The organism is Shewanella carassii (assembly GCF_019670705.1).
Classification (GTDB): domain Bacteria; phylum Pseudomonadota; class Gammaproteobacteria; order Enterobacterales; family Shewanellaceae; genus Shewanella; species Shewanella carassii.
Genome location: NZ_AP024618.1, coordinates 2,709,186 through 2,734,217 on the forward strand (window position 1 = coordinate 2,709,186; position 25,032 = coordinate 2,734,217).

Annotated in this window: 21 protein-coding genes; 12 read left to right on the forward strand and 9 right to left on the reverse strand. The window is 52.3% G+C overall.

Annotated features, from left to right (window positions below):
* Nucleotides 1-23: 23 nt before the first annotated feature.
* Entirely contained in the window at nucleotides 24-1,583 is a 1,560-nt protein-coding gene (locus K5621_RS12345) for a flavocytochrome c (RefSeq protein ID WP_221049374.1), read from the reverse strand.
* A gap of 167 nt (nucleotides 1,584-1,750) precedes the next feature.
* Between K5621_RS12345 and K5621_RS12350 the strand changes: the two genes are divergently transcribed.
* A complete protein-coding gene (locus K5621_RS12350) occupies nucleotides 1,751-3,274 on the forward strand; it encodes a sigma-54-dependent Fis family transcriptional regulator (protein ID WP_100145643.1) in 1,524 nt (507 codons plus the stop codon).
* Between the two features lie 61 nt (nucleotides 3,275-3,335).
* Here K5621_RS12350 and K5621_RS12355 read toward each other — a convergent pair whose 3' ends face one another.
* Nucleotides 3,336-4,091: an outer membrane protein OmpK gene (locus K5621_RS12355; RefSeq protein ID WP_221049375.1), complete on the reverse strand. Its 756-nt coding sequence runs from the start codon at nucleotides 4,089-4,091 to the stop codon at nucleotides 3,336-3,338.
* 91 nt (nucleotides 4,092-4,182) lie between these two features.
* Nucleotides 4,183-5,355: a porin gene (locus K5621_RS12360; protein ID WP_100145641.1), complete on the reverse strand. Its 1,173-nt coding sequence runs from the start codon at nucleotides 5,353-5,355 to the stop codon at nucleotides 4,183-4,185.
* A gap of 84 nt (nucleotides 5,356-5,439) precedes the next feature.
* On the opposite strand from K5621_RS12360, the gene K5621_RS12365 reads away from it, so the two are divergent.
* On the forward strand, nucleotides 5,440-5,610 hold the full coding sequence (locus K5621_RS12365; protein ID WP_157929111.1) for a hypothetical protein: 171 nt from the start codon (nucleotides 5,440-5,442) through the stop codon (nucleotides 5,608-5,610).
* Nucleotides 5,611-5,883: 273 nt separating this feature from the next.
* Nucleotides 5,884-6,075 carry a DUF4250 domain-containing protein gene (locus K5621_RS12370; RefSeq protein ID WP_221049376.1) on the forward strand — a complete coding sequence of 64 codons (192 nt, stop codon included), beginning with the start codon at nucleotides 5,884-5,886 and terminating at the stop codon, nucleotides 6,073-6,075.
* A gap of 10 nt (nucleotides 6,076-6,085) precedes the next feature.
* Here K5621_RS12370 and K5621_RS12375 read toward each other — a convergent pair whose 3' ends face one another.
* Together K5621_RS12375 and K5621_RS12380 are read right to left on the reverse strand one after the other, a co-directional pair.
* Nucleotides 6,086-8,122: a DNA topoisomerase III gene (locus K5621_RS12375; protein WP_221049377.1), complete on the reverse strand. Its 2,037-nt coding sequence runs from the start codon at nucleotides 8,120-8,122 to the stop codon at nucleotides 6,086-6,088.
* 174 nt (nucleotides 8,123-8,296) lie between these two features.
* On the reverse strand, nucleotides 8,297-8,671 hold the full coding sequence (locus tag K5621_RS12380; RefSeq protein WP_221049378.1) for a hypothetical protein: 375 nt from the start codon (nucleotides 8,669-8,671) through the stop codon (nucleotides 8,297-8,299).
* Between the two features lie 613 nt (nucleotides 8,672-9,284).
* On the opposite strand from K5621_RS12380, the gene K5621_RS12385 reads away from it, so the two are divergent.
* The 3 genes from K5621_RS12385 to K5621_RS12395 all read left to right on the forward strand — a co-directional run bounded on the left by K5621_RS12385 (nucleotide 9,285) and on the right by K5621_RS12395 (nucleotide 12,207).
* Nucleotides 9,285-9,512, forward strand: coding sequence for a hypothetical protein (locus tag K5621_RS12385; protein ID WP_100145637.1), 228 nt, complete (start codon nucleotides 9,285-9,287; stop codon nucleotides 9,510-9,512).
* A 26-nt stretch (nucleotides 9,513-9,538) separates the two neighbouring features.
* The gene (locus K5621_RS12390; RefSeq protein ID WP_221049379.1) at nucleotides 9,539-11,776 is read left to right on the forward strand and encodes a TonB-dependent receptor; all 2,238 of its coding nucleotides are present in this window, start codon (nucleotides 9,539-9,541) and stop codon (nucleotides 11,774-11,776) included.
* A 107-nt stretch (nucleotides 11,777-11,883) separates the two neighbouring features.
* Nucleotides 11,884-12,207 (forward strand): hypothetical protein, encoded by a 324-nt coding sequence (locus K5621_RS12395; protein ID WP_221049380.1) that lies wholly within the window; start codon nucleotides 11,884-11,886, stop codon nucleotides 12,205-12,207.
* A gap of 80 nt (nucleotides 12,208-12,287) precedes the next feature.
* Here the strand turns inward: K5621_RS12395 and K5621_RS12400 are convergent, their stop codons facing one another.
* From K5621_RS12400 to K5621_RS12410, 3 genes are all read right to left on the reverse strand, one after another.
* Complete coding sequence (locus K5621_RS12400) at nucleotides 12,288-12,839, reverse strand: AAA family ATPase (RefSeq protein WP_208163665.1); 552 nt, start codon at nucleotides 12,837-12,839, stop codon at nucleotides 12,288-12,290.
* Between the two features lie 134 nt (nucleotides 12,840-12,973).
* Nucleotides 12,974-13,399, reverse strand: coding sequence for an HIT family protein (locus tag K5621_RS12405; protein ID WP_221049381.1), 426 nt, complete (start codon nucleotides 13,397-13,399; stop codon nucleotides 12,974-12,976).
* 100 nt (nucleotides 13,400-13,499) lie between these two features.
* Nucleotides 13,500-15,299 carry an acyl-CoA dehydrogenase C-terminal domain-containing protein gene (locus K5621_RS12410; RefSeq protein ID WP_221049382.1) on the reverse strand — a complete coding sequence of 600 codons (1,800 nt, stop codon included), beginning with the start codon at nucleotides 15,297-15,299 and terminating at the stop codon, nucleotides 13,500-13,502.
* A 205-nt stretch (nucleotides 15,300-15,504) separates the two neighbouring features.
* On the opposite strand from K5621_RS12410, the gene K5621_RS12415 reads away from it, so the two are divergent.
* From K5621_RS12415 to K5621_RS12440, 6 genes are all read left to right on the forward strand, one after another.
* The gene (locus K5621_RS12415; protein WP_221049383.1) at nucleotides 15,505-16,353 is read left to right on the forward strand and encodes a D-hexose-6-phosphate mutarotase; all 849 of its coding nucleotides are present in this window, start codon (nucleotides 15,505-15,507) and stop codon (nucleotides 16,351-16,353) included.
* Nucleotides 16,354-16,376: 23 nt separating this feature from the next.
* Nucleotides 16,377-20,030, forward strand: coding sequence for an intermembrane phospholipid transport YdbH family protein (locus K5621_RS12420; protein WP_221049384.1), 3,654 nt, complete (start codon nucleotides 16,377-16,379; stop codon nucleotides 20,028-20,030).
* A gap of 38 nt (nucleotides 20,031-20,068) precedes the next feature.
* A complete protein-coding gene (locus K5621_RS12425) occupies nucleotides 20,069-20,242 on the forward strand; it encodes a YnbE family lipoprotein (RefSeq protein WP_100145819.1) in 174 nt (57 codons plus the stop codon).
* A gap of 30 nt (nucleotides 20,243-20,272) precedes the next feature.
* Nucleotides 20,273-20,593, forward strand: coding sequence for a YdbL family probable chaperone protein (locus K5621_RS12430; RefSeq protein WP_025890142.1), 321 nt, complete (start codon nucleotides 20,273-20,275; stop codon nucleotides 20,591-20,593).
* A gap of 624 nt (nucleotides 20,594-21,217) precedes the next feature.
* Nucleotides 21,218-22,873, forward strand: a complete 1,656-nt coding sequence (locus K5621_RS12435; RefSeq protein ID WP_100145627.1) for a methyl-accepting chemotaxis protein — start codon at nucleotides 21,218-21,220, stop codon at nucleotides 22,871-22,873.
* Nucleotides 22,874-23,343: 470 nt separating this feature from the next.
* Complete coding sequence (locus K5621_RS12440) at nucleotides 23,344-24,747, forward strand: multiheme c-type cytochrome (RefSeq protein WP_221049385.1); 1,404 nt, start codon at nucleotides 23,344-23,346, stop codon at nucleotides 24,745-24,747.
* A gap of 105 nt (nucleotides 24,748-24,852) precedes the next feature.
* On the opposite strand, the gene K5621_RS20015 is transcribed toward K5621_RS12440, so the two are convergent.
* Nucleotides 24,853-25,023: an iron hydrogenase small subunit gene (locus K5621_RS20015; protein WP_229671964.1), complete on the reverse strand. Its 171-nt coding sequence runs from the start codon at nucleotides 25,021-25,023 to the stop codon at nucleotides 24,853-24,855.
* Nucleotides 25,024-25,032 lie beyond the last annotated feature (9 nt).

The window sequence follows — 25,032 nt, forward strand, 5'->3', positions numbered from 1 at the left end:
CTTACTCCTTGTTATTGAATATTTTACGCTTGCTTGAGTGCTACAGACTGGGCAGCGGCACAGTTTTGGCCAGCGTTACGGCCGGTGACAATACCTTCGGCCACGGCGCAAGCACCGAGACGGCTGGCACCGTGAATACCACCGGTAGATTCACCAGCAGCATAAAGACCTGGGATAGGCTTATTGCTGACCAGATGCAGAACTTCTGAGTTGGTGTTCACTTTGACACCACCCATGCAATAGTGAACTTTTGGCCACATACGCACTGCGTACCATGGGCCCTTATCCAGCACTATCGCTTCCTGCATTGGACGACCAAACTCTTTGTCTTCTCTGGTCTTGACCGCTTCATTCCAGCGAGCCACCTGAGCCTTGAGCTTGTCGGCAGGCATGCCATAAGCCTTGGCCAGTTCGTCCAAGGTTTCAGCCTTGGTGATTACCTTGTACTTGATACCCCAATCCAGTGTTTGCGCATTTTTCGCGCCTTCGGCATTGGTAAAGCCGATGGGATAAACAGGATTGTTATGCTCATCTCTGCGGGTCATGATGGCATCGGCACGCGCCTTACGGTCGGCCAGCTCATTGAAGAAACGCTCACCGGTGCGCACATCCACCACAATACCGTGAGGATAAGTGGCAATAGTGTTGAACTGAGAGGCGGTACCAAAGCCTTTCTCATCCGGTGATGCCCATGGGCCCAATTGGATTTGATCCAGATGGATAGGGTTGGCACCCAGAAGCATCATCTGCTTCAAAGCTTCAGAGGTCGCACCTGGATGGTTGGTAGAATCCAGATCATTGTTCAGCTCAGGCAGCTGCATCATGCGATATTCGATATCCCGACCAAAACCACCGGTCGCCATGATCACGCCCTTACGAGCGCCGATAGTGCGTAGTTTACCTGTCCGCTCGCGTGGGAAATAATAACCTTCACGAACCTCGACCCCGATCACGCGACCATCGCTGTCACGGATAAAAGATTCGAGCTTGGTTTGATTTTTCATGATCACGCCTTTGGCGCGAGCCGCCTTAACCAAAGGACGGATAATGCCGGCACCTGAGCTTTCAACAGTTTGCAGCACACGCTGAACACTGTGACCGCCAAAGTGCTGTACAAATGGCTTCCACTTGACACCATAGTCAATCAGCCATTGGCAAGATTCGGCTGTGCCATTACACACCAGCTTCAGCATCTCAACATCATTCATGCCACGACCGGCGCGCAACATGTCGGCCACCATGGCATCGACTGAATCTTCAATACCGGCTTGTTTTTGCAACGGAGAACCGGCAACGGCCATGGCACCACCGTTAATGGTTGAGTTACCACCAAAAACAGGCATCTTATCGATAACCATTACACTGACGCCGGCTTCACGCGCCTGCAGGGCTGCGGCCATACCGGCAAAACCACTACCTACAACCAACACATCTACCAGTTCATCAAAGGATTCCGGTGCCTGCTCGCTGCACTGGGCCATGGCACCATTGCTGACAGCCATCCCCACCCCGGTCACGGCCAGAGCGGCGCCGCCTTTGAGCAACTGACGACGACTACTGTCTATTTTCTGTTTTTCTGTCATGTACTTATTTTCCTTTCATGCAGGGAAAGAACTCAGTCAACCAGTTGCACTGGCCATGCCAACTAACTAAAAAGAGGTGCTTTGGGGGAGATTTATGATTACGACCACAGAATCACGAAATATAAAGATCTACAATCACGAAACTTCGCGGTTTATTTGAAATATCAATGGAAAAACACTTTTATTACGAGTGTACCAGGCGGCTGTGCAGTAGCCTGCAACTGGATACATCACTGAAACACTATTTCGACTATGTGCGCGACTCTATACCGCTCGATGGTCTGTACATAAATATTTATCGAAAAGAATTCAATGATATACAATTTATTGCTCAAGCCAGTGAAACCCAGGCCAGTACACTTAATGTCCAAGTGTCTCTTCCCGAAGGTCTAGCCAAAACCCTGGAGGACCCAGATAGGCCAAGGGTCAGAATTGTTAACGATATTGACCATGACCCGGTAACCTCTCAGGTAGCCCCCAAAGTAATATACGGGATCCGCTCACTGATCATCTTGCGGATGTCGATCGAGGATACCCATTTAGGAATAGTTGGCTTCTATTCCAAAAAAGCCGGTACCTTCCGACCACGACACGCCGATATGCTGGCGCCGCAGATGAGCACCTTTGCCCTAATCACCGCCCTCAATCTCAGAGGCCGTAATCTGCTGCTGGAAAACCAGGCCTTGGCCAAACAAAATGTCAGCCTGAAACGCACGCTGGATGTGCAAAATGGTGTGGTCGGTGCCAACTCGGGGCTAAAGCAGGTGATGCAACAGGTGCAATCCATCGCCCACCTCAACACCACAGTACTAATGTTGGGGGAAACTGGTTGCGGTAAAGAGGTGATCGCCAACGCCATTCATGAACTCTCGGCCAGAAGTGGTAAACCCTTCATTAAAGTCAACTGCGGCGCCATTCCTGAAACCCTGATCGACTCAGAGCTATTCGGCTATGAGAAAGGTGCCTTTACCGGCGCCGAGTCGCGCAAGGCCGGTTACTTCGAACAGGCCAATGGCGGCACCATCTTCCTCGATGAGATCGGCGAGTTACCACTCTCGGCTCAAGTGAGATTGCTCAGGGTGTTGCAAAACAGCACCATCACCCGAGTCGGTGGTCATGAACAGGTACATTTGGATATCAGGGTGATTGCCGCGACTCACAGACACCTGCAAGCCATGGTGCATCAAGGGGATTTTCGCGAGGATCTCTGGTACCGACTAGCTGTGTTCCCGATTGATATCCCTTCTCTGCGCCAACGAAGGACAGATATTCCGCTATTGGTACAGCATTTCATTGAACAGCTGAGCGCTCGATTCCAACTGGCGAAGCTTCCCCGCATTCGCCCCGAACAGCTGGCGATTCTCAGCCAATACAACTGGCCCGGCAATGTCAGGGAGCTGATCAATGTGCTGGAGCGGGCCATCATTCAAAACCCGACCGGCCCACTGGACTTCAGTTTCCTGGCGCCACAAACCGAAGCCGTGGCGACTGCCAGCGGCCAGACCATAGTGGTTGACCCAAGCCACGCCGGTAATCAGCTGGTGCCGCTGGAAACCATGACCCGCAAGTATATTGAACATGCCCTTAAAGTGACCGGCGGCAAGCTCTATGGTCCGGGTGGTGCGGCCGAGTTGTTGGATATCAACCCCAATACGCTGCGCAGCAAAATGAAAAAACTGGGAATTGTTTAATCGACAATTCAAAAATAATAAGGCCGAAAGTCTCTCTTTCGGCCTTATTGGTTTAATAGATTCAGAAAGCGTAATTGACGGCAACACTGTATTCCAGACCATCGTTGGGTGCAGTACCCCAACTTTGGTAATGAGTCAATTGCAGTTTCAGGTTCAGATCTTTGCTCAATGGGCCGGAAAGCGCGGCAAATAGCTGATGCCCATAATCAGTGTCATAACCAAATACCGCCGCATGCTCGCGGTCACGCCCCAAAGCCGCTGTATAATCCAGGTTTAATTTCCAGCCCTTGGCGAGCACTGGCAAATCGTAATAACTGTTGCCATTGAGCACCACTCCGGATAACCCTGAATAATCCCTGTCCGTCAGATTAGACTGGCTCACGGTATAGTGCCCCGCCAGCCCCAGATTAAAACGCAGCGAGCCATAATCAAAATGCTGTTTTAATCCCAAATAAAAATTGTCTTCGGTCAGATGTTTATGGGTACCGAGAAAATTTTGTAGCCATAAGGCGGTTCGCTCTTCATTGAGTCGATAATGCCAAATGGTCAAAGATTTAAATGCGACCCGCTTATCGGCGACGACTTTAGCCGGATTTTCCACCTTCAATAGTTGATAAAAGGTGTTACGCTCATCGCGATTAAAGTAGCTCAACGCCACAAAAGGCTGGTTGAAAGCGCCGCGGTTGTCGCTACGGGTATCCCCGGGGAACCCCAGGTAACCGGTTTCCACACGAGTAGATGCCGCGGCGGCACCAGTCTCTCCCAATGCCAACAGGCTAAATAATGCCGATAACCACAGACCCTTACTCACTGTCATAGTCTCGTTTGTCCTCCTTTTGCATCTAGGCAAGAAAAAGTGAAAAAAAGGCCACCCTAAGGTGGCCAATGCAGGGAAAGAAGGGAGCCCCTTAGAAGAAGTAGCGGATACCTACTGCATAGTTGTTGTCTTGCAGATCTTCCCAAGACTTGTCATCCATGTCGCTGAAGTCAATCTTGGCTTCGGCGAACATTACAGTGTCACGGCTGTAACGGTAGTGCAGACCCAGTACCGCAAACTGACGAGTCCAGTCACCCTTGATAGCGGTGTTGGCGTCTGTATCCAGATCTTGATAGCTCAGCAGGAATGAAGGTACGAAACCGTTTTCATACTGATAAGCCACGATGAATTCACCACCGGTAGAATCGTACAGGTTGCCGCCAACCAGTTCGTTTTGCTTACTCTTGTGAGCGTTGAAGCCAACGTACAGACCATCGGCATCACGACCTGGAGCATACTGGTAGAAAGTACCGTATTGAGCACCGATACCGACGATCTGGTTGGTATCATCAACGGCGACACCGGCCAGGTTGCCTTCGAAGTCACCACGGTTGAAACCGGCCAGAACCTTGAACTTGTCGGTCACATAGTAAGTCATGCTGGCGCCATAGCTAGAGTCGAAGCTCAGCTCAGAACCATCATTCAATGCCACACCGTCTTTGTCGAACAGAGCGATGTCATCATTTTGCTTGGAAGCGTACTGCAGAGCGATATGCAGTTTGCCAAAGAAGGTGTTGCGATACTGGAAGGCAGCATCGGCACGACCGGCACCAGTCAGACCGCCGTCACCAAAGGTGTAGGCACCTACAGACCAGCCAGTGAAGGCATCCAGGATATCTGTGGTATAGGCAACATCGTAATATGCACCCCACTGCTTACCGAAAGTCAGAGTACCCCACTTGTCGTGAGCCATACCCACATAACCCAAACGGTTGAACATAAAGTCACTGTTCTTCTCGGCGCGCATCTGACCACCGCCCTGGCCTTGGGTGTAAACCAGGCTGTCATCACTGGTCACCATGTTGATGCCCCACTCAGTGTGAGCAAAGGCACGCCAGCCATCACGTTCCTGACGATCGAAACGGAAACCTACGCGAGAAAAGTTATCGATAACAGAGGTTTCATGGCCATCGTTGAAGGCCGCAAAACCCAACCAGCCGATCATGTTCACGCTGTTGGTTTGGTCGTTATACAGTTCTACTGCCTGAGAAGCGCCACTTGCCAGCATAGCCGGGATCATAAGTGCCAGGATCTTCTTGTTCATATTCATTACCCTTTTATAAGTAAAAAGCGTTTAACACGCTGATTTATTAGACATATTTCTATGTATTATTCGAAGGGGTGCAGTTTGCGTGCCAGCCACGAAAAAGCCACCGTCAAAGCCGAGTTTCCGGAGCTGGATCGTCAAATCGTGAAATATCGTGACTGGGGGGCGTTAAATACCGTGAGAGGAATTAAATATCGTTGTAACAAGCGTGCAGTTTCTGCATCAAAGCATGTTCAAGCGTATCTTTATTAACTTTGATAAGTCAGCAGTGGCTTGCAGGAACGAGTGAGCTGACAAATTTGTTCATTAAAAGGTAACTCCCTGATTTTCAGCGACCTTAAGCTAAGCCACCTCAGCAACGACTCAGGCAACCCCTTGTCGGCCCTCATCGCGGCTCCTACACTCAAAGATACAAAGTCACAGACTGATGACTAATATACTGATTTGTATAAATTTAAATATATTGCAGCGGCAATTGTATCTGTTGCATCATAGGTGAGCACTATATGAGCACTTGGAGAGAACATGGAAAACTTACAACATCTGCCCGCCGAAATATTGTTGGGCATAGTCAATGAAAAGCTAAGGCTAAACTGCCCAGACAAGGATGCCCTCTACTACGAACTCGACCTGTCACCTACCCAACTGGAGCATAAGCTCAGTGCGCTGGGATACGAGTATCATTCCCCATCCAACCAATACCGACGCTTGAAATAACCGCAAGCTCTCAGGAAGTTGCAGACTGGGCTTTGGTTTTGCTCTTGGTCGCTGAACGATAGTTGCGCTTGCCGGCGCCGGCCTTATCGCCAGTGCTCTTTTTGGTGCTTGTGCCCTTGGACGCGCCGGTCTTAGTAGCATAAGCACCACTGCGACGTTTACGTCCTTTGAAGCCTGTACTTTTCACGCCACTCAAGGCCGTAGGCAGTTGTGCCTTGGCCTGCTCAATAAGCTCGCCCAGTTTAGCCGTCAAGGGCTGCATAAAGGCCTGATATTTAAGTTCACGGCGACAAATCGCATCTAGGCTACTTTCCCACAGCGCCGTCATATCCGGCGTGGTGGCCACTTCAGGCAGGCTTTGAATAAGCCCGCTGCCAGCCTCGGTAGCCAAAATATTCTTGCCCTGACGTTTCAAAAAGCCACGTTTAAACAAGAGTTCAATGATCCCGGCGCGGGTTGCTTCTGTCCCCAGCCCATCGGTTTCCTTGAGAATTTTGCGGATCTCTGGGTCTTTCACATAGCGGCTTATGCCTGTCATCGCCGCCAGCAGTGTGGCGTCGGTAAAATGCTTGGGGGGCTGGGTCATCTTTTCCACTAGTTCACCCTTGAGGCAATCCAGCATCTGCCCCTGAGTCAGCTCAGGCAAAGCAGTTTGAATATCTTCCGCTTCATCGTCGGCTTTTTGTTTGCCAAACAATTGCTTCCACCCCTGTTTCAATGGTTGTTTGGCCTTGGCCACGAAGCAACCTCCGGCAATGTCGATCACGGCGCGGGTTTCAAGGTACTCATAATTGGGGTAAAACTGCGCCAAATACTGACGGGCGATCTGCAAATACACCTGACGCTCACGCTGTGACAACACACCGAGGCTAGCCGTCTTTTCCGTAGGCACTATCGCGTGATGGGCGTCCACCTTGGCATCATTCCAGGCCTTAGACTTAAGGGCGGGATTGGGCACTTCACAGCCTTGCTGCAGCTCAGCTGCCCCTTGGGTAATGGCATTCAAGACTGCCGGGGCCAGCTGGAACTGCGCCTTGGGCAGGTGACGGCTATCGGAGCGCGGATAGGTTATCAATTTATGCCGTTCGTACAGAGACTGCGCCGTATCCAGCACCTCTTTGGCGCTCATACCGAAGCGTTTGGCGCAATCAATCTGCAGCGCAGACAGACTATAGAGCAAAGGCGGCGCCTGGTGTCTTTGCTTACGCTCCAGCTCATCTACCCGGCCGGGTTGGCCGGTGATCCTGCCGACCACATTCATCGCCAAACCGCGGGAGAGCACCCGCCCCTCTTCGTCCATCCAAGGTTGACAAGCCTCACTGGGCTGCCAGCGGGCGCTGAAACAGCTCCCCTCTTGGGTGCTAAGATGGGCCAGTACTTCATAAAAAGGTTTAGGCACAAAGGCGGCTATCTCCTGATCGCGCCGAACAACCAAACCAAGCACAGGAGTTTGCACCCGACCGACCGACAGCACGCCCTGATAGCCCACCTTGCGCCCCTGCAGGGTATAGGCACGGGTCATATTCATGCCGTAGAGCCAATCGGCTCGGCTACGCGCCAGTGCCGAAGTCGACAATGGCACAAACTCGCGGTTGCTGCGCATCTGCCCCAGGGCGCGTTTTACCGCCTGCGGGTTGAGATCGCTTATCAACAAGCGTTTAACCGCTGCCAGCTTATCGCCCTTGACCCCAAGATGGGCAATCACCTCATCCACCAACAGCTGCCCTTCCCGGTCCGGATCGCCGGCATTGACCAGCTCACTGGCCTGCTTGACCAATTTACGCAAGACACTGAGTTGGCCGCGACTGCTGGCTTTGGGTTTAATCTGCCAATCAGACGGGACAATAGGCAGATGTTCCAACTGCCAGGACTTGTAGGCGGGATCGTAAGCATCCGGCTCAGCTTGCTCCAGCAGATGACCTATACACCAGGAAACACAATCTCCGTTGCCAAGCTCGATATAGCCCTCATGTTTGCGATGGGGTTTTGGGAGCACCTCGGCGATGGCGCGCCCAAGGCTGGGCTTTTCGGCGATATAGAGGATCATCCACTGCGTCCTTTGACTGTCACTGAACAGAATTACTGGATAAAATTACAGTAATTCTAGCCAAGTCACCTGCCAGCTGCAAATCCTCTGTGGGTAATGGCATGATTAACTAAGCTTGATTGGGCAAAGTTAATCGAACAAGGCGATTGAACAAGGCAACTAAACACAGCGCAGCTATCTATTTTCCTCCTCAATCTCCGCCAGGAATTCTTCACTTACCCAGTCAGCCGTTTCGGGAAGGACTTCTTCTGACAACCAGGAAAAAATATCCTTGTACACGGCCCTGGCCGGAAAACCTGGCTGCTCGCGCTTTCCTGTCCAGGTTAAATGGACAGAGACCAGCTCTTTTTGTATTTCGCCGTCAATCACTTTAAACCCGGCCACGCTGTCATTATCTTGCCGCCTGGCGATGGGATAAAAGTCCTCTCCGGTTTCTTTTTGGTATTCCATTCTCAGCCCGGGTCCGCCGGGTTCATCGATAAACCACCAAGGCATGAGTCCTGCAAATTTATGCGCTTTCAACCAGTAATACTCTATGGGTAACTGCATCTGCTTAATTCCTTATTGGCCCGCCGCTCAGCCCCGGAGGAAACGTAATTCACCAGGGGAATGGTATTGAAAGCAATGGGTTGGTTATTAAAGTGAAATCATCCACCTCAATAGAGAGAGCAGGCACCGGCGCCCTTGAGCCGCCTTAGGTTACCAAACTGATTTAAATGCTCATCTCTTCGGCTAAGCCGAGCGTTTTAATGCAGCCAGGCGCTGAAAAGTGCAGCGTCATCTCTTTTATCCAGCTCATCAGATCGCGTTAACAGCAGCCTTCCCAGTAAACTCATCCATTGCGCTGATCACAAGCTATCTCAGTATGGTCCCTCTCTACCTTGCCGTAATCTATGCCCTATCGGCGGCTGAAATCAACCATGAAAGCCCGGCCGAGACTTTCCAGGCCAATAGCAAGTTCTCATCTTTGCCACAGCCAACACTAAGTGCCACGCGCGGAAGTCATTAAAGCACTATTCGAAAATCCATGTACATACCCATGATTTCATTATGGAAATAATCATCTATCCATAAGTTCACCTTTTACCACCCAGTGTAAATTCAATTGCGAACCATTATCACTTGCAATTAAAATGTAACATCTTTCAGGAGGCCAAATAATATGGAAACGTCCCCGCTGTTGTTGCGCTGTAACCAACTGCTTTGGTGTGAGGGATTGGTCTTGCTGGCAATCATGCTGGTATTGGCCAATTTTGGGCTGGATGCCCGACTGTTGATCCTGCTGTTAGCACCAGGCTTGGTGCTGTCTTTAGCCTTGGGATACCAACCCGGCAAGAAGACGCTCAGCCTGGTGTTCGCCTGCTGGATCCCTGTCTGGTGCCTCATTTAACCCCTTGAGTTGTTTAGGAGAATGTTATGCCCAAATCCACGGTTCGGATGACCCTTGTCGCCGCGGCTGTCAGCAGTCAATTGCTGCCGATGGGAGCCGCCATGGCCGAAGAAACCCAGATGGAGCGCATGGTGGTTAGCGCCAACCGTACCCCTACCCAGATAAGCGAGCTCTCCAGCACGGTTTGGCTAATCGATGAAAACAGCATCCGCGAGCAGATAAACAGCGGCAAAGGCGTAAAAGAGATGCTGGCCGCCCTGGTTCCCTCCATGGACGTATCCAGCCAGGGCCGAACCAACTTTGGTCAGAACATGCGCGGCCGCGCCATGGTGGTGCTGATAGACGGCGTATCCATGAACACCTCCAGAGGGATCAGCCGCCAGTTGGACAGCATAGATCCCTTTAACATCGCCCGCATTGAAGTCTTGGCCGGCGCCTCAGCCCTCTATGGCGGTGGAGCTTTGGGCGGCGCTATCAATATAGTGACCAAAAAAGCCGCCGACAGCCTGGATACCTTTGAAGCCGAGGCAGGTTTCAAATCGGGTTTTAACGGCAGTGATGACTTGGATTACCGCGCCGCCTTTGCCGTGGCCGGAGGCAGTGATACCCTCAAGGGACGTTTCAGTGCCGCCTGGCAGGAAAATGGCCAATGGTTCGACGGCAGCGGCAATCAGGTGATGCCGGATATCACCCAAACCGGCATGCAGTACACCCAAGGTTATGATCTGATGGCCAACCTGGATTGGAGCCTGCCAAACAATGCCACCCTCAGTGCCCTGGTGCAGTTTTACAACAATGAGTCCGACGGCGACCACGGCCTCTATATGGGGGAAAACTTCAGCGGCGTCACCTCAGATGCTTCCCTGCTCGAAAGCCGCAAGGGATTGAATGCCGATCGCAGTCCCAAAACCGATCGTACCTTACTGAACCTCAGCTATACCCAGGCGGACTTTCTCGGCCAAACCTTGTACCTGCAAGGCTTTTACCGCAAGGAAGATCTCGACTTTCACCCCTTCCCTTACGTCAGTGAAACCCTCGGGGTTTACAACTTCTCTGCCTCGTCACAAAACACCGGCATTTATGGCCTGAAAGCCGTGTTGGAATCCAGACCCAGCGACAGCCTCAAACTCACCTGGGGCATCGACTGGGACAAGGAGAGCTTCGACTCGGATCAGATGAGTTTTGATCTCGACGCCGCCAACCAGAGTGGCGGTTTGACCATGAAGGAGCTATTCACCACAGGCCGATATGTCGACTTCAGTGTCGAGTCCATCGCAGCCTTCCTGCAGGGCAGTTGGGATATCAACGACTATCTGGTGCTCAACGCAGGTTATCGTTATCAGCAGATGGACAACAGCGTCGATGACTTTATCGGCTATAACCAACAGGTGGCGATTGCCCAGGGTAAGGCGCCGGGCGCCGATGCTATCAAGGGCGGCAGCACAGACTACCATGTCGGCCTGGTTAACCTGGGATTGGTGGCTAAACTGAGCCGGGATCAGCAACTGTGGCTCGCCTACTCGCAAGGCTTTGAGCTACCGGATCTGTCCAAATACTATGGTCGCGGCAGCTATCAGGCCGATGCCGGTGGTTATCTGCAGCTGACAAACAGCATCAATATCAATGATTCCCGCCTCGATGGCATCAAGACAGACTCCTTTGAGCTGGGCTGGCGCTATCTGGCCGACCGTTGGCAGGCCCAGGCTAGTCTGTATTACGCCATCTCGGATAAGGTGATTGAGGTCAATCGCAGCGATCTGACCATAGAAGTCAAGGACAAGGATAAACGCACCTATGGCCTGGAAGCACAGCTGAACTTCGATATCAGCAGCGTCTGGCAGGTAGGCAGCAACCTGCATCTGGTTCGCAGTGAAATCAAAAATGGCGCCGACTGGATTGATGAGACAGTCACCTATGCTTCACCTTCCAAGGCCACGGCCTTTATCGCCTGGCGCGGTGACAGCCAGCAGTTAAGATTGCAGGCCGAGCACAGCTTCAGCGCCGACTCTGACTATCGCTTCAAGGCAAATGATGGCCAGAGAAGTGAGTTAGACAGCTATACCACTTTGGATCTGCTCGGCTCCATCGAACTGGCAGTCGGCACCCTGAGCTATGGCATCGAAAACCTGCTTGATAAGGACTACAGCACCCTTTGGGGCCAGCGAGCCGCTTACTTCTACAGCCCGACTTACGGCCCGGAGAAGATGTTTGACTATCACGGCCGTGGCCGCACTTTTGCCATCAATTACCACCTGAGCTGGTAAATGGCCTCAAAAAGCGTCGCCCCTGCGGCGCTTTTTCTCTTTTGCGCTTGTCAGCTCAGCTCGGATCCCTTAGTTTGTGGCGGCCAATTTATTTACAGGGAAGTGTCATGCTACTTTTAATCGCGGCGATTATGATTGTCCTGCTGCGCCGTCTGCTCAAGGCCGATGAGCCCTTTCAGGGCTATGAATGGCTCGCGATTATCACCTTGGCTATTTATCTGCTCTGTTACTTCTACCTGCCGCCATTTGCACCGGCAAGCAACCAGAGAATGGGGTTACTGTACGAGATGATCCCAAGCTTCAGCCTGGGCGCTATCCTCTTTCCCGAACTGGGTTCACGCTACCCGGAAAAAGTGGTTTGTGTTTTGGGCGGTCTTGGACTGCTGACCTGTGCTGTGATTTTAGCAATATTTAAACTGAGCGTTTGGTAGGGGCGGCCCGGGGATTAAACCGGAACCTCAGGTTGAATGGCAGGGAAACAGAAAGTAGCGGAGAAAATGTGAGCGACGGCTTAGGGCGTTTGCAGTGCCTCGCTCACCTTGGCCAAAATGAAACCGGCTCTCTTCGCAACCGACCATCTGGGCACTTCAATTAACTCATAACCGAAAGCCTCATAGGCTTTTTGCATCGCATGATAAGTCGCCACCGCTTCACTGAAGCCCTGCTTACGTTCCATATCATTGGCGTAAATGGCTTGCCAGGGCGGAAAGATGAATACCCTTGGGTGATAAACAAGCTCACGGCAATGACTCAGCAAACTCTCGGGAATAGTTAAGTTCTCAAGCAGGCTATAACCGTAGGAATCCAGCATACTGCGGTCAAAGAAGATAATGCCGTCATCGCCGCTGAAAGCTTGATAACGCGCCAGCTCTTCATCAACCATGGCATCACGAAAAGCGCTCTTGTCATCCCAGGGCAGTGCCCTTCCAGCTTGCGCCAGTTGAGCCTTGATCACCTTACGGCCGACTTCCGGCGCACTCGGATAACCCAAGCTTTGCAAAAAGTCGATGACTGACGTCTTGCCTGAACCCGGCCCACCGGTAAATACAATGCGATTATGCAATCAAACCTCTCTTTGCTTATCAACGGCAAACTGACTTTAAGCTGATTGAGATTTTGTGCCGCTAAAACCAATCCCGCTTCAGATGGCACTAATAGCAAACAACCGCCAAGAGGCGGTTGTTTGGGGGGAACAACTCAAGATTCGATACAGGCGCGAATTCTATCGGCTAGGGTGTGCAGCTCATCCATGTCCCCCTGATGGGCCGCATGCTCCATCAGGCCTTTGAGCGGGCCGGGCAACACATGGAAATGTACATGGGGCACACTCTGACCGGCGGCGCTGCCGTTGTGTTGGAACACAGTGGAGCCCGGGATCCCCATGGCCTTTTCCACCGCCTTGCCCATCAGTTTGACGGTACGCATGCAGGCCGCCGCCGCTTCATCAGACAACTGATACAGGGTCACGGCCGGTTCTTTGGGCAACACCAATAAGTGGCCCTTGGTTTGCGGCATGATATCCATGAAAGACAGAGTATGCTCATCTTCATAGAGTTTGATACAGGGCAACTCGCCGCGAAGAATGCGGGCGAAAATATTGTTGTTGTCGTAATTCAGATCCATCTTGTCACTCCATACTGACGAATCGATTGGCTTGGAAGCTATTGGTGTACCACAAAAAAGGGCCGGTTGCACCGACCCTTTGGTATTGAAGCTACCTCAATTAACCGAAGTAACTGTCGTCGAAGGCCATGATGGATTCACTGGCCGCGGCAATTTGACGCCGATAGCCACTGGCGCTGCTGACATAGTAGTCCATAAAGAAAGCCGCCGAGGCCAGTTTGCCGGCATAGAAACCGTCGGCATCATCTGCCAGCCCATCGAGCGCCAGCTCGGCCATCCGTGCCCAGATCCACGCCAGCGCAGCGGTGCCAAATAGCTGCATATAAGGCATGGAGGCCGCGCCCAGGTTGTCGGGATTTTTCATCGCCAACTCAATCAGGCTCTGGGTAGCGCGCTGCAGATCCGTTGCCGCCTGGCCCAAACCTTCGAGCACCTTGGCAAACCGGGGCTCTTGAGCGGCCTTGGGTTTGGCGCCTTCGATAAAGGCCTCCACCTCTGCGGCCCAGAGTTTCAGCGCCGCGCCCTTATCACCCATCAGCTTGCGCCCCACCAGATCCAGGGCTTGCACGCCATTGGTACCTTCATAAATCATCGCGATACGGGCATCACGGACAAACTGCTCCATCCCCCACTCATGGATATAGCCATGGCCGCCAAACACCTGTTGGGCATCGACACAGGCGCTGAAGCCTCTATCTGTGATAAAGCCCTTGACCACAGGGGTAAACAACGCCGCCAACGCCTTGGCTCTGGCCTTTTGTTCGGCATCCTGATGGCGCTCGGCTTCATCAAGCCACAGCGCCTGCTGGCCGATAAGAGCGCGGGCGCCCTCATTGAAGACTTTTTGCGACAGCAGCATCCGCCGCACATCGCCGTGCACCAGAATAGGATCGGCATTTTGCTCCGGCGCCTTGGTGCCGGACAGTGCCCTTCCCTGAACCCGCTCTCTGGCGTAGGCCAGCGCGTTCTGGTAAGCGATTTCAGAGACGCCCAGCCCCTGAACCCCAACGCCCATGCGCGCCTGATTCATCATGGTGAACATGGCTCTGAGGCCTTGATGGGGTTCGCCCACCAGCTCGCCTTTGGCGCCATCGAACAGCATCACACAAGTGGAATTGCCGTGAATGCCCATCTTATGCTCGAGGCCGCTGGCCTTGACATTGTTGGCCTCGCCCAGGCTGCCATCTTCCTTGACCCAATACTTGGGCACGGCGAACAAACTGATCCCCTTCACCCCGGCCGGGGCATCGGGCAACCTGGCCAAGACCAGGTGCACTATGTTTTCAGCCAGATCGTGATCGCCACTGGAGATAAAGATTTTCTCACCGCTGACAAGATAGCAGCCGTCAGTGCCGGGCTCGGCCTTGGTGCGCAGCAGCGCCAGATCGGTACCGGCATGGGATTCGGTCAGATTCATGGTGCCGGTCCACTCGCCGCTCACCAGTTTGGGCAGATATTTGGCCTTGAGCGCCTCGGAGCCATGGGCAAAGATGGCACTGTAAGCACCGTGGGTCAGCCCGGGATACATGGCAAAGGCCATGTTGGAGGAGGTCTGCATTTCGGTGGCAAAGATACCCACCACTTCCGGCAGGCCCTGGCCGCCGAACTCGGGATCACAGGTCAGCGTCGGCCAGCCGTTATCCACATACTGGCGGTAGGCATCGATAAAGCCCTCGGCGGTTTTCACCCCGTCTGCTTCCAGACGACAGCCCTGCAGATCGCCGACACTGTTGAGCGGCAGCATCACCCCGGTGCTGAAATCGGCCATGCCTTCGAGAATGGCATTGACCAACTCAGGGTCGATTTCATCGAACCCCTGCAGTTTTGGCTGCTGATAAATATCCAGTAACTGTTCAAGAATAAAGCGGTAATCCCGCATCGGCGGCTGATAACTTGCCATATGCTTATTTCCTTTTCCCTGTGATTGATGTCTCACCTTAGCCAATTCTGAGTAAAAACTCAGCACCTCTGACCAGTTTTATATCACTTTTTTTGAATACAAGAACAGCGCTCTGCGTAAATTCGCTTGAACAGCCCCTTATCTCGGGCTGTAAAACTTTGTAAGCTAGGGGCATTATCCTGTTCGCCCGCTAAAGGAATCCTGCATGGCCAGCGTCAACACCCGCAAACACCCCAATGGTCTGGACTATATCGAAATCGATACCCCACTCTGCTACGGCCGTATTTTTTTACAGGGTGCCCAGATAGATAGCTTTGTGCCCAAGGGCAAGGCGCCGCTGCTGTGGGTTTCTCCTGCCGATGACTATCTGCCGGGCAGTGGTATTCGCGGCGGTATTCCCGTCTGCTGGCCCTGGTTTGGCATGCATGCCAATGAGGGCTGGCCCCAGCATGGCTTTGCCCGTACCCGGCTGTGGCAACTTGAGCGAACTCATATCAGTAATGAACGGGTAGAGCTGAGCTTTGTCCTTAAACTCAGCGACGAGGACAGACGTTACTGGCCCCACGATACCGAGGTGCGGCTGGACTTTGTCCTCAGCGACAGCCTCAGGGTCAGCCTGATTAACCGCAACCTGGGCGAGCAAAGCGTGACGCTGACCCAGGCATTGCATAGTTATTTCCCCATCGGCGATATCCACCAACTGCGCGCCACAGGCTTTGCCGGCAGCCAATATATCGAGTTTGGCAAAGGCCCGTATGCACAAGTCGAGGACGAAGTGCGCTTTGAGCGCGAGACTGACCGGGTTTACACCGGCTTGTCCGAGCTGCAAAAGCTACATACCCCCAACGGCACTATTCTTGTCAGCCGTGAGCAGAGCCACTCGGCAGTACTTTGGAACCCCTGGATAGACAAGTCCAAGCGGCTGGCCCGTTTCCAAGAGCAGGATTACCTGTCCATGGTCTGCCTGGAAGCCGCCAATGTGCTGGAAGATAAACTGGTGCTCGCCCCCAAACAGAGTCACACTCTGACCACAGAAATTCGCTGGCAGGAGTGAGCGGCCAAGGCCGGGAAACACCAATGAGGTATCGACTCCCAAGCAAGAAATGCCTGACGGTATGGGCTGTTGGCCTGTTGCTTCTGCTGGTGCTGCTTCCGGGTGCCCTGCTGGTGGGGCTGGCTTGGTCCCTCTATGAAAGGCCGCAGTGGCTGCTGCCGCATATTAATCAATATCTGGCTGCGCAAGATATTCGTATCGACGAGTTGCGCCTGGCGCCTGAAGGCTGGGACAGACTGAGCTTCGATTATCTCAAGCTTGATTACCAGGGCAGCGAGCTTGAGTTTCATCAACTCAGGCTCCAGCTCAAATCGCCTGTCAGTGCCAAACGGATTTGGCAATTGCTGACAGGCGAAGCATCGACGCCGCCCCCTGGCTCCACCGACTGGTTGATGGCGCAACTTCAAAAAGTCAGCTATCGAGACGCCAGTTTTAGTTTGACGCCTGAGCTACTCTTGCCCGGCGGCGATGATGGCGGTCAGAGTCTGGCACTGGACTTGAACTCTGTGCCCGAAATAGCCCTGGGGCCGACCCGAATAAGCCTGTTGCCCGAGGCGGGCGTATCCGATACACCCAGTACGTCGCAGACCTTGGATAAGGCAGCTAATCCCCAAAGCTTTATTCTGCTGCTGCAACAGTTGCAGCTCAGCCCTTCCGGGCAACTGGTTACTGAGCTGGCCACCCGGTTACAAGGAGGGCAACAAGAAACTCACTCAGGAACTCAAACAAGACAAGAGACGCCCCTGCTGGCATTAACCGCCGACTTGAAAGCCAAACTCGCCAACGGTGCCCCCGCCTGGCGACTGACCAGTCAACTGCATCTCAAAGCGCTGCAACAGGCGCTGGCAAGTGTTGAGCAGGACCCGGCCGCAGCGCCCCTCATCAGCGCTTTCAAGCTTGATGAAATATTGCATGCCGAGCTGATGCCGAGCCTTGGCGGAGATCTCTTCTCACAACTGACTCTGGATTTGACCCAAGGCAACATAGACTCGCGCCATTGCTGGTCGGCGCCGACTATTGCCATGCCGGGACTCGAGCAAGTGGCGCTTGAGATAACGCCGCTGCCTCTTAAAGCTAAGGCACACAATTCATTGACCGATAGCCCTCTGTGCCCAAGTTCCAACGCTGCTGCCAGTTTCAGTGCCAAGGCCAGTGCCAACCCCAGTGCAAATGCCAAGGCTGAGGTTGAAGATAGTGACGGCGCAGGGTTGCGCTTTCGCTTTTCGGGCTCCACCAGCGAGCAGCTTCTTGAGCTGGCGCCGCTGAGACTCACGCTTTCAACCACTCCGGCTCAGCGCCAAGCACTGCTTGCCTTGCTCGCAGCAACACCCGCGCAAGCATCAGCAGCCCAGGCAGCGGAACTCGAGTCACAACTGGCACAGCTGCAGCAAGTCCTGGCGCAAGAGTCAGCTGAAAAAAAACAAGTAAAACCCCTTATCGCCGCAATTGAGCTGGCGCTTGATCAGGGCCTCGGCGCCGAGCTCAAACCCGCCAAGGTCACTGATACAAAGAACAATGCGGCAACGGGCAATGAGACATCCATGCGGGTATCGCTGCCGAGTCTGACAGTGCGGCCGTTACTGCCCGCCCTGATGACAGAGAAGCAGCAAGCGTCGTTCGGTTCGCCAATTAATCGGCCAAGTGTTGCGGAATTGAGCCCGGCAGCGCTCAGTAATGGCGAGCGGCCGAGTTTGCAGCTGTCCTTTGAAAACCTGCAATTGCAACTGCCAAAGGCCACAGGAGCACAGCAAGACACGTCTGTTTCTTTGCCGCAAAGCGCCAAGCCTCAAGGGTTAAATTCGCCGGGCTTTGGTTTATCAAGCTCTGGTTTATCAAGCTCTGACTTCTCAAGCTCTGGCTCATCAGGCTCAAGCTCACCAAACGCCTCAAAATCAAAGCCCTTGTCGGCCGAGCAGCGACTCGAACTGGCGCTGCAACAGGCCATTCAGGGGCTGCAACTCAGCCTTGAGCAGTTGCCACTGGAACAAGCAAGCACAGACTGGCGCCTTGAAGCCTCCCTGCCGAGCGGTTTTCGTTGGCAGTCGGCAGCCGCTGAATTGCAACTCAATCAGGGCGCATCAATGGCGCTTAGCGGTAAGCTGGCACTGGAGCCGACAAGCGCAGGGCAACAACTGGACTTCAGCCTCGCGGCCAATCCTGGGCTCAGCACAGGCGCCATTCAAGCCGGTATAGAGGATAAAAGTATCCAACTCTCGGGCTTTAAGTTATCACTGCTGGACCCGCTCAGTGGCAGCTTCAACCAAGGCAAACTTAAGCTGTCTTTGCCCGCGGTCAGCAGCCAGCTGGGTGAATTGCAGGCTAAAAGCGGGCCGCTGGCACTGTCGATTGCCCAAACCTCGCTCCTGAGCCCCGGGCTCAGTCGAACCCTGGATGCCAACCAAAATCAAAAACGGCACTTGCCACTCTTGAGCCAACTCTTGGATGAGCGTTTTGCCAGTCGTTTGAATCTGGCCTTCGATGGGCTCAACTTAAGCCAAACCCGGCATACCAAGCTCGGACCTCGCACCGAAACCCTGCTCAATCTGGGCTATGGCAGCTTCAGCCAGACCATTGACTGGCAGGATAACCGTCTTATCAGTGAAGAAAACTGGCAACTGGATAATATCCCGCTTCACAGCCGCCACGACTTTATGCCCATCTGGCCCAAGCGGGCCAAAGATCCGCTTGGCTATCGCTTGAACAGTCGCTGGACCCTGGATACGGATCTCGCGGATATCAAGGCGCTGGCGGCCAAGAACCTGCCCTTGCCTCCTGAGTTGGTACTCAGGGGCGAGACCCATATGATTGCCGACCTCAAGCTCGAAGGGCTTGGACGAGCGCTGCAATTGCAACTGGATTTCAACCCGCTGCTGTCGGATCTCTCCGGCAGTATCAGTCAGTTACCATTTGAAGGTGCCAACCTGTCGGCATTGTGCCGTTTGACATTGGCCAAGGAAGCCAAGGCGCCGGCAGAGGCCGAACTCAACTGTCAGCAACTCAAGGCTTCGGTACAGGCCTTCAACCCCGGAGTGCTGTTGACCAACCTGGGTTTAGAAGGCCAGCTCAGCCTGACCCCTGAACTCGACAACAACCAAAGCACTCAAGCTAAGCTGTTGCCCGGATTTCGGGATGCCGATATTCAGGTGCGCGGCCAAGGCGAGTTACTCAAGGGACAAATGCTGCTGCCCAGCTTCCGCTTGCGGCTCAACGCGCCATCCAATGCCTATTTGGTGTTGCAGGGCCTGAGCCTGGAAGAATTGCTGGCCATCCAGCCTCAGGAAGGCATCTACGCCGACGGTATTTTCGACGGTGTTTTGCCGGTATTTATTACCGGCGGCCAGGTGTCGGTCAAAGGTGGTCGCCTGGCCGCCCGTGCCCCAGGCGGACTTATCAAGGTCGGCAATAATCCGGCTGTCGCTCAAATGCGCGCCGGCCAACCCTATCTGGACTTTGCCTTTTCCACCCTCGAACACCTGCAATATTCTACCCTGGCCAGCACTTACGATATGGCGCCGGATGGCGAGGCCTGGCTCAAGGTTGAAGTAAAAGGCAAGGCCGAGGGGATTGAACGCCCTATCCACTTGAACTACTCTCATGAGGAGAACATGCTGCAGCTCCTCAGGAGTCTGACCATAGGTGACAAGCTTCAAACCCAAATTGAAGCTTCCATGCAGTGAAGACACAAAAGGACATGAATGTGAAACAGACCCAATTTATGTTGCCGCTAGCCGCCAGCCTATTATTGGCCTCGGCCTGTACCCCAACGGTCAAGATAGAGCCACCGGATAAGCCGATTGTGATCAACCTGAATGTGAAAATCGAACATGAAATTCGCATCAAGGTCGATAAAGAGCTGGATCAACTGCTGGCCAATGATGAACTGTTTTAAATTGCCGGAATTCGCGAAAGGAAAACACAGATGAAAACCAAGTTGATGACCCTGACTGCCGCTCTGTTGATGAGTTTCTGCGTCTTTGCCATAGGTTTGCAGGACGCCAAGAGCCAAGGGTTGGTGGGGGAACAGCAAAACGGCTATTTGGGCGTGGTCAAATCCAGCGCCGAGGTAACGGCACTGGTTAAGGATATCAATGCCAAACGCCGGGCACACTATGAAAAAATCGCCCGTCAAAACGGAATTTCCGTGGATGATGTTGCCAAACTCGCCGGCGCCAAGGCGATTGCTGCCGCCGACAAAGGCCATATAGTTCAGGATGCTTCCGGCAAGTGGGTTCGTAAGTAAAGAACCACTGTGCTCCTTTTGATTATCTATACCAGGTCCAGAACCAGGGACGGGTCGACCTGCCAAACCTCAACAAAGCCTGTTGAAGTCATACCCTACACGGGGCTAATTCGCGATAACGTTGCCATTTGCCTATTAAGCCAGTGCGGCTCAACAACTCAAGTAAGTAGTGAGTTTAATATTTAAACTACGGAGTTCTGTGCGCGATAAAAACAACCACTTGTTGATACAAATATTACCAACTTGTCATAACCGTGATGAGTATCCTTCCAAAATCTGATAAATTCCAGGATAATCCGTAACCGAGTGACAGTTTTACATCAAAAGTAGGAAGATGATTTCGTAACCCATAACAGGTAATTTCACATCTTATATTGATTTTCCACCTGGCTATTTTTTAGCGCTTGTTGTTCGACAGCTTTTGCACCTACCTTATTCAACAACGTTTACCGGTATAAATTGACTTCAAACGGACTGAGCTCAATCCGGCACCCTTGTTTGAAAAGCAAGAGTCTGAACTGATTTTACGGTATTCCTCTATTTTTTTACTTGCCCTGTCACTCGTTAAAGTTGGCCCTCCAAACAGGCCACCATTCCTAACAAACACAATAAAAAGGTTTAACAATGAGTCTCAGACACCTGACAATAGGTAAAAAACTGGCAATGGCATTTTCCCTTTTTGGAGCGATTTTGCTCTTCTTGGGAATGTTCTCTCTCCACCTTTTCAACCAGATGAACAAAGCGGTTACCGAAATCACTGACGCTATTATTCCCAGCATGGACATCGCCACAGATATCCGTAATCAAGTGACCAACTTTCGTCGTTATGAATTGGGTTATTTTTTGATCTTGGACGACTCAGAGAAGACCAGAGAATATACAGCCGTGATGGAAAAACAATCACAAACATTAAAATGGTTGTTTGATAAATACAGCAAAATTCTCTACAACCAGGAAGAAACTGACGTTTACCACTCAGTGGTTAACCATTGGAATGATTATCTGCTCCTTCATAACCGAGTTGCTGCGCTGCAGAATAACGGCAAAGTCGTAGAGGCCAAGAAATTATTTTTAAGTGAAGGACCAAAGAAATTTAAGTTGATCATTGACGATGCTGAGCGGCTGGTGAGTGTAAACGATAACTTCTCTAACCTTAGCCGCCAAGAAGTGGAATACAGTTATGAATCGGCAATAGTCAGCGTAATAGTCACTACTGCCGTCTCCTTGTTACTGGTGTTCTTTTTCGCCACTATGCTCACTCGCCAGATCCGTGATCCGCTCACTATGCTGGTCACTCAGGCCCAAGCTATTTCCCATGGCAAACTCGGCCGCAGCGAGCTATGCGATTGGATTGAAAGCGGCCGTATCAACAACGACGAAACCGGGCAACTGGCCCTGGCTATCCGTGAAATGAAAGAAGGCCTGAAAAAGCTGGTGACAGAGATTACCTCCTCTGTTGAGCAACTGGGCTCGGCCGTAGCGGAAATGAGCGCCATTTCCGAGCAATCGGCCCAAGGTATGTCGCAGCAACAAAACGAAATCGATCAAGTGGCAACGGCCATGAATCAGATGCAATCGACCCTGCAGGACGTTGGCCGTAACACTACCGAAGCCGCCAATGCCGCCAATCATGCCATGAATGCCGCCCAGGAAGGCACAGGCATAGTGCAACAAACAGTCACCAGCATAGATACGGTTGCCGACAAACTGGATTCAGCATCTAATGTTGTGCAACAGCTGGAGCAGGACAGCCATAACATCAGCATGGTGCTGGACGTGATCCGCGGCATTGCCGACCAAACCAACCTATTGGCGTTGAATGCCGCCATTGAGGCCGCCAGAGCCGGTGAGCAGGGACGTGGCTTTGCCGTAGTCTCTGACGAGGTGCGCACTCTGGCGCAGCGTACACAGACTTCGACCGAAGAGATCAGCAAGACCATCGAAATGTTGCAGGCTCGCACGGCTGAAGCCGGTGAAGCGATGCAGATCAGTCGAGCGCAGATGCAAGACTCCTTGGAACTGGCCGGCAAGGCCGGTGAAAGCATTGTCAGTATCAACGAGGCGGTGAACACTATTACCGATATGAGTAATCAGATTGCCAGCGCCACCGAGGAACAGAACGTGGTGGCCGAGGATCTCAACCGTAACCTGAGCACCATCCAGATGGTTTCCGAGGAAAATACCCAAGGAACCCAACATACGGCGGCCACCTGTCAGGATCTTAACCGCTTGGCCTCTGAGCTAATGGACACCACCCGCAGATTCGACCTGGGCCAATAACCCGAGTCTAACGCTCACAAGGCAGACCCACGGGTCTGCCACCTTTGACGAGTCGTCACTGTTATCACGCAACAAGCCTCCTTGTAAGTCTTTCTCCTCTTCCGGGCACTGTAGACAAAGTTCATCACGCTTTACAACCATTCAAACCCAACTTAAACCACATAAAGACCTAATAATTCGACATTGAACAAATAACGCTTTCAGCAGCGTTAAACTTAAAAAATAACAATAAAAACAGAATATAGTGGTAATGAAAAAACAAACAACCCCCACAAAAACAGCTTTTGCAATGTAACAAAAGGTATTATTGTGAGCAGATTACAATAAAATAAACAGATAACCATTGAAATCACAAGTTTGAGATCCATAAGACACACGCCCTACCCTGTTTTGCATAGATTAACAAGCCGCCGGTTCACATTGGACGGCTAACCATAAACTCCAACTGTATTTACATTGATTGCAAAACCATGAAAAAAACCACCATCGCGCTGCTATTAAGCACCACATTGCCGCTGACGGCCATGGCCGGCGAACCCCTGCCATTTCCGTTGACCAATCTTTCTATCAAGGAACAAACTCAACCCGAAATCAGCCGCTTTAAAGATGCCAAAACCTGCTCCGGCTGCCATCCCCGCCAATTTAAGGGGTGGCAAGGTTCCATGCACTCCATCGCCTTTATCGATCCGGTATTTCAAGCCGAGTGGGCCATGGGCGAAAAGGAAACCGATGGTGCAACCCGCAATCTTTGTGGTGGCTGCCATACCGCTCTAGGTACTGTCACACAAACCGTTGAGTTTAAATCTGAATCCGGAAAGTTTGGTGGTTTTACCACTCAGGCCGTGGCCAATCAGGGGGTCAGCTGTGAGGTCTGCCACTCAGTGGTAGATACCAATATGGCGAAAACGGCCAATGGAGAACATGGCAACGCCTCGCTTGAACTGTCGACCGATGGTGGTAAACGTGGTCCCTATGACGATGCTAAGGCCATGGGCCATAAAGTGATTTATTCTGAGCTGCATACCAAATCAGAATTTTGCGCCAATTGCCATAATGTGTTTAATCCGACCGAGAATCACTTCCCGTTGGAACACACCTACCAGGAGTGGAAAAACTCACCTTATGCCGAAGCCGGGATCCAATGCCAGGATTGTCACATGGTTCCGGTAGAAACCGCTGTGCGGGTGGCTGATGAAATGAAACCCGCCAAACAACTTGCCGACCACGGTCTTGGCGGAAAAGCCGGTATGGGAGGCAAACAAAGGTCCTTGGTTCATGATCATACCTTTGTCGGGGGCAATGCCATTGTCGCGCCTTTACTGGGAGTAAAGGGCGGTAAAGAACATGCTGAGGAAGCAACAAAACGCCTGCAAACCGTGGCTGAATTGAACGCCTCAGTCAAAGGTTCAGCCAAGGAGCCTGTGTTGGAAATCACGGTTCACAACCGCCGCGCGGGTCATGCTCTGCCAACCAGCCTAACCTTCATCCGTCAGGTATGGCTGGAGGTTGTTATTACTGATGATAAGGGTAAAGAGCTGTTACGCTCAGGAACTCTGGACGCCAACAACAAGCTGCCGGAAAATACGGTTGTATTTCAAGATACTTCGGTAGACATTCATGGCAACTCGGAGCATAAGCCTTGGAAGGTCGCCAAATTCAGCGTGCAAAATACAATTCCAGCCAAAGGCAGCAAAACAGTGGCTTATCCATTCGAATTGCCGAGTGAAACCAGTCATTACCAGGTGGAAGTGAAGCTTCACTACCGCTCATTTGACCAAAGCGTGGCCGATCTGTTGTTGGAAAACAAAATTCAGGTTCCAGCGATTGAAATGACTCATTTAACTCAGCACTATCAAGGTGTTGAATTGAAATAATCTCCGATTGAAACGCTCCCGAACTCGGGAGCGTTTTCAGGTTGGTATCCTATAGCCGACCATGATTCCAACTTATCGACAAAGTGTTATCGGCGCCAGCCAGATCTAAGCTCCGAGTCGAGTCCTGTCTATATAGTGGGTATGCAATAATTGATGAGCCAATGCCCCCATGGGCGTGGTATTCATATCCCGATAAAAAGCCAGTACGCCCGGGTTGCCATGACTGACCCGAATATCAGACAACAGATCGTCTCGATATAAGCCCAGCGCCCGCATAGTCACCCG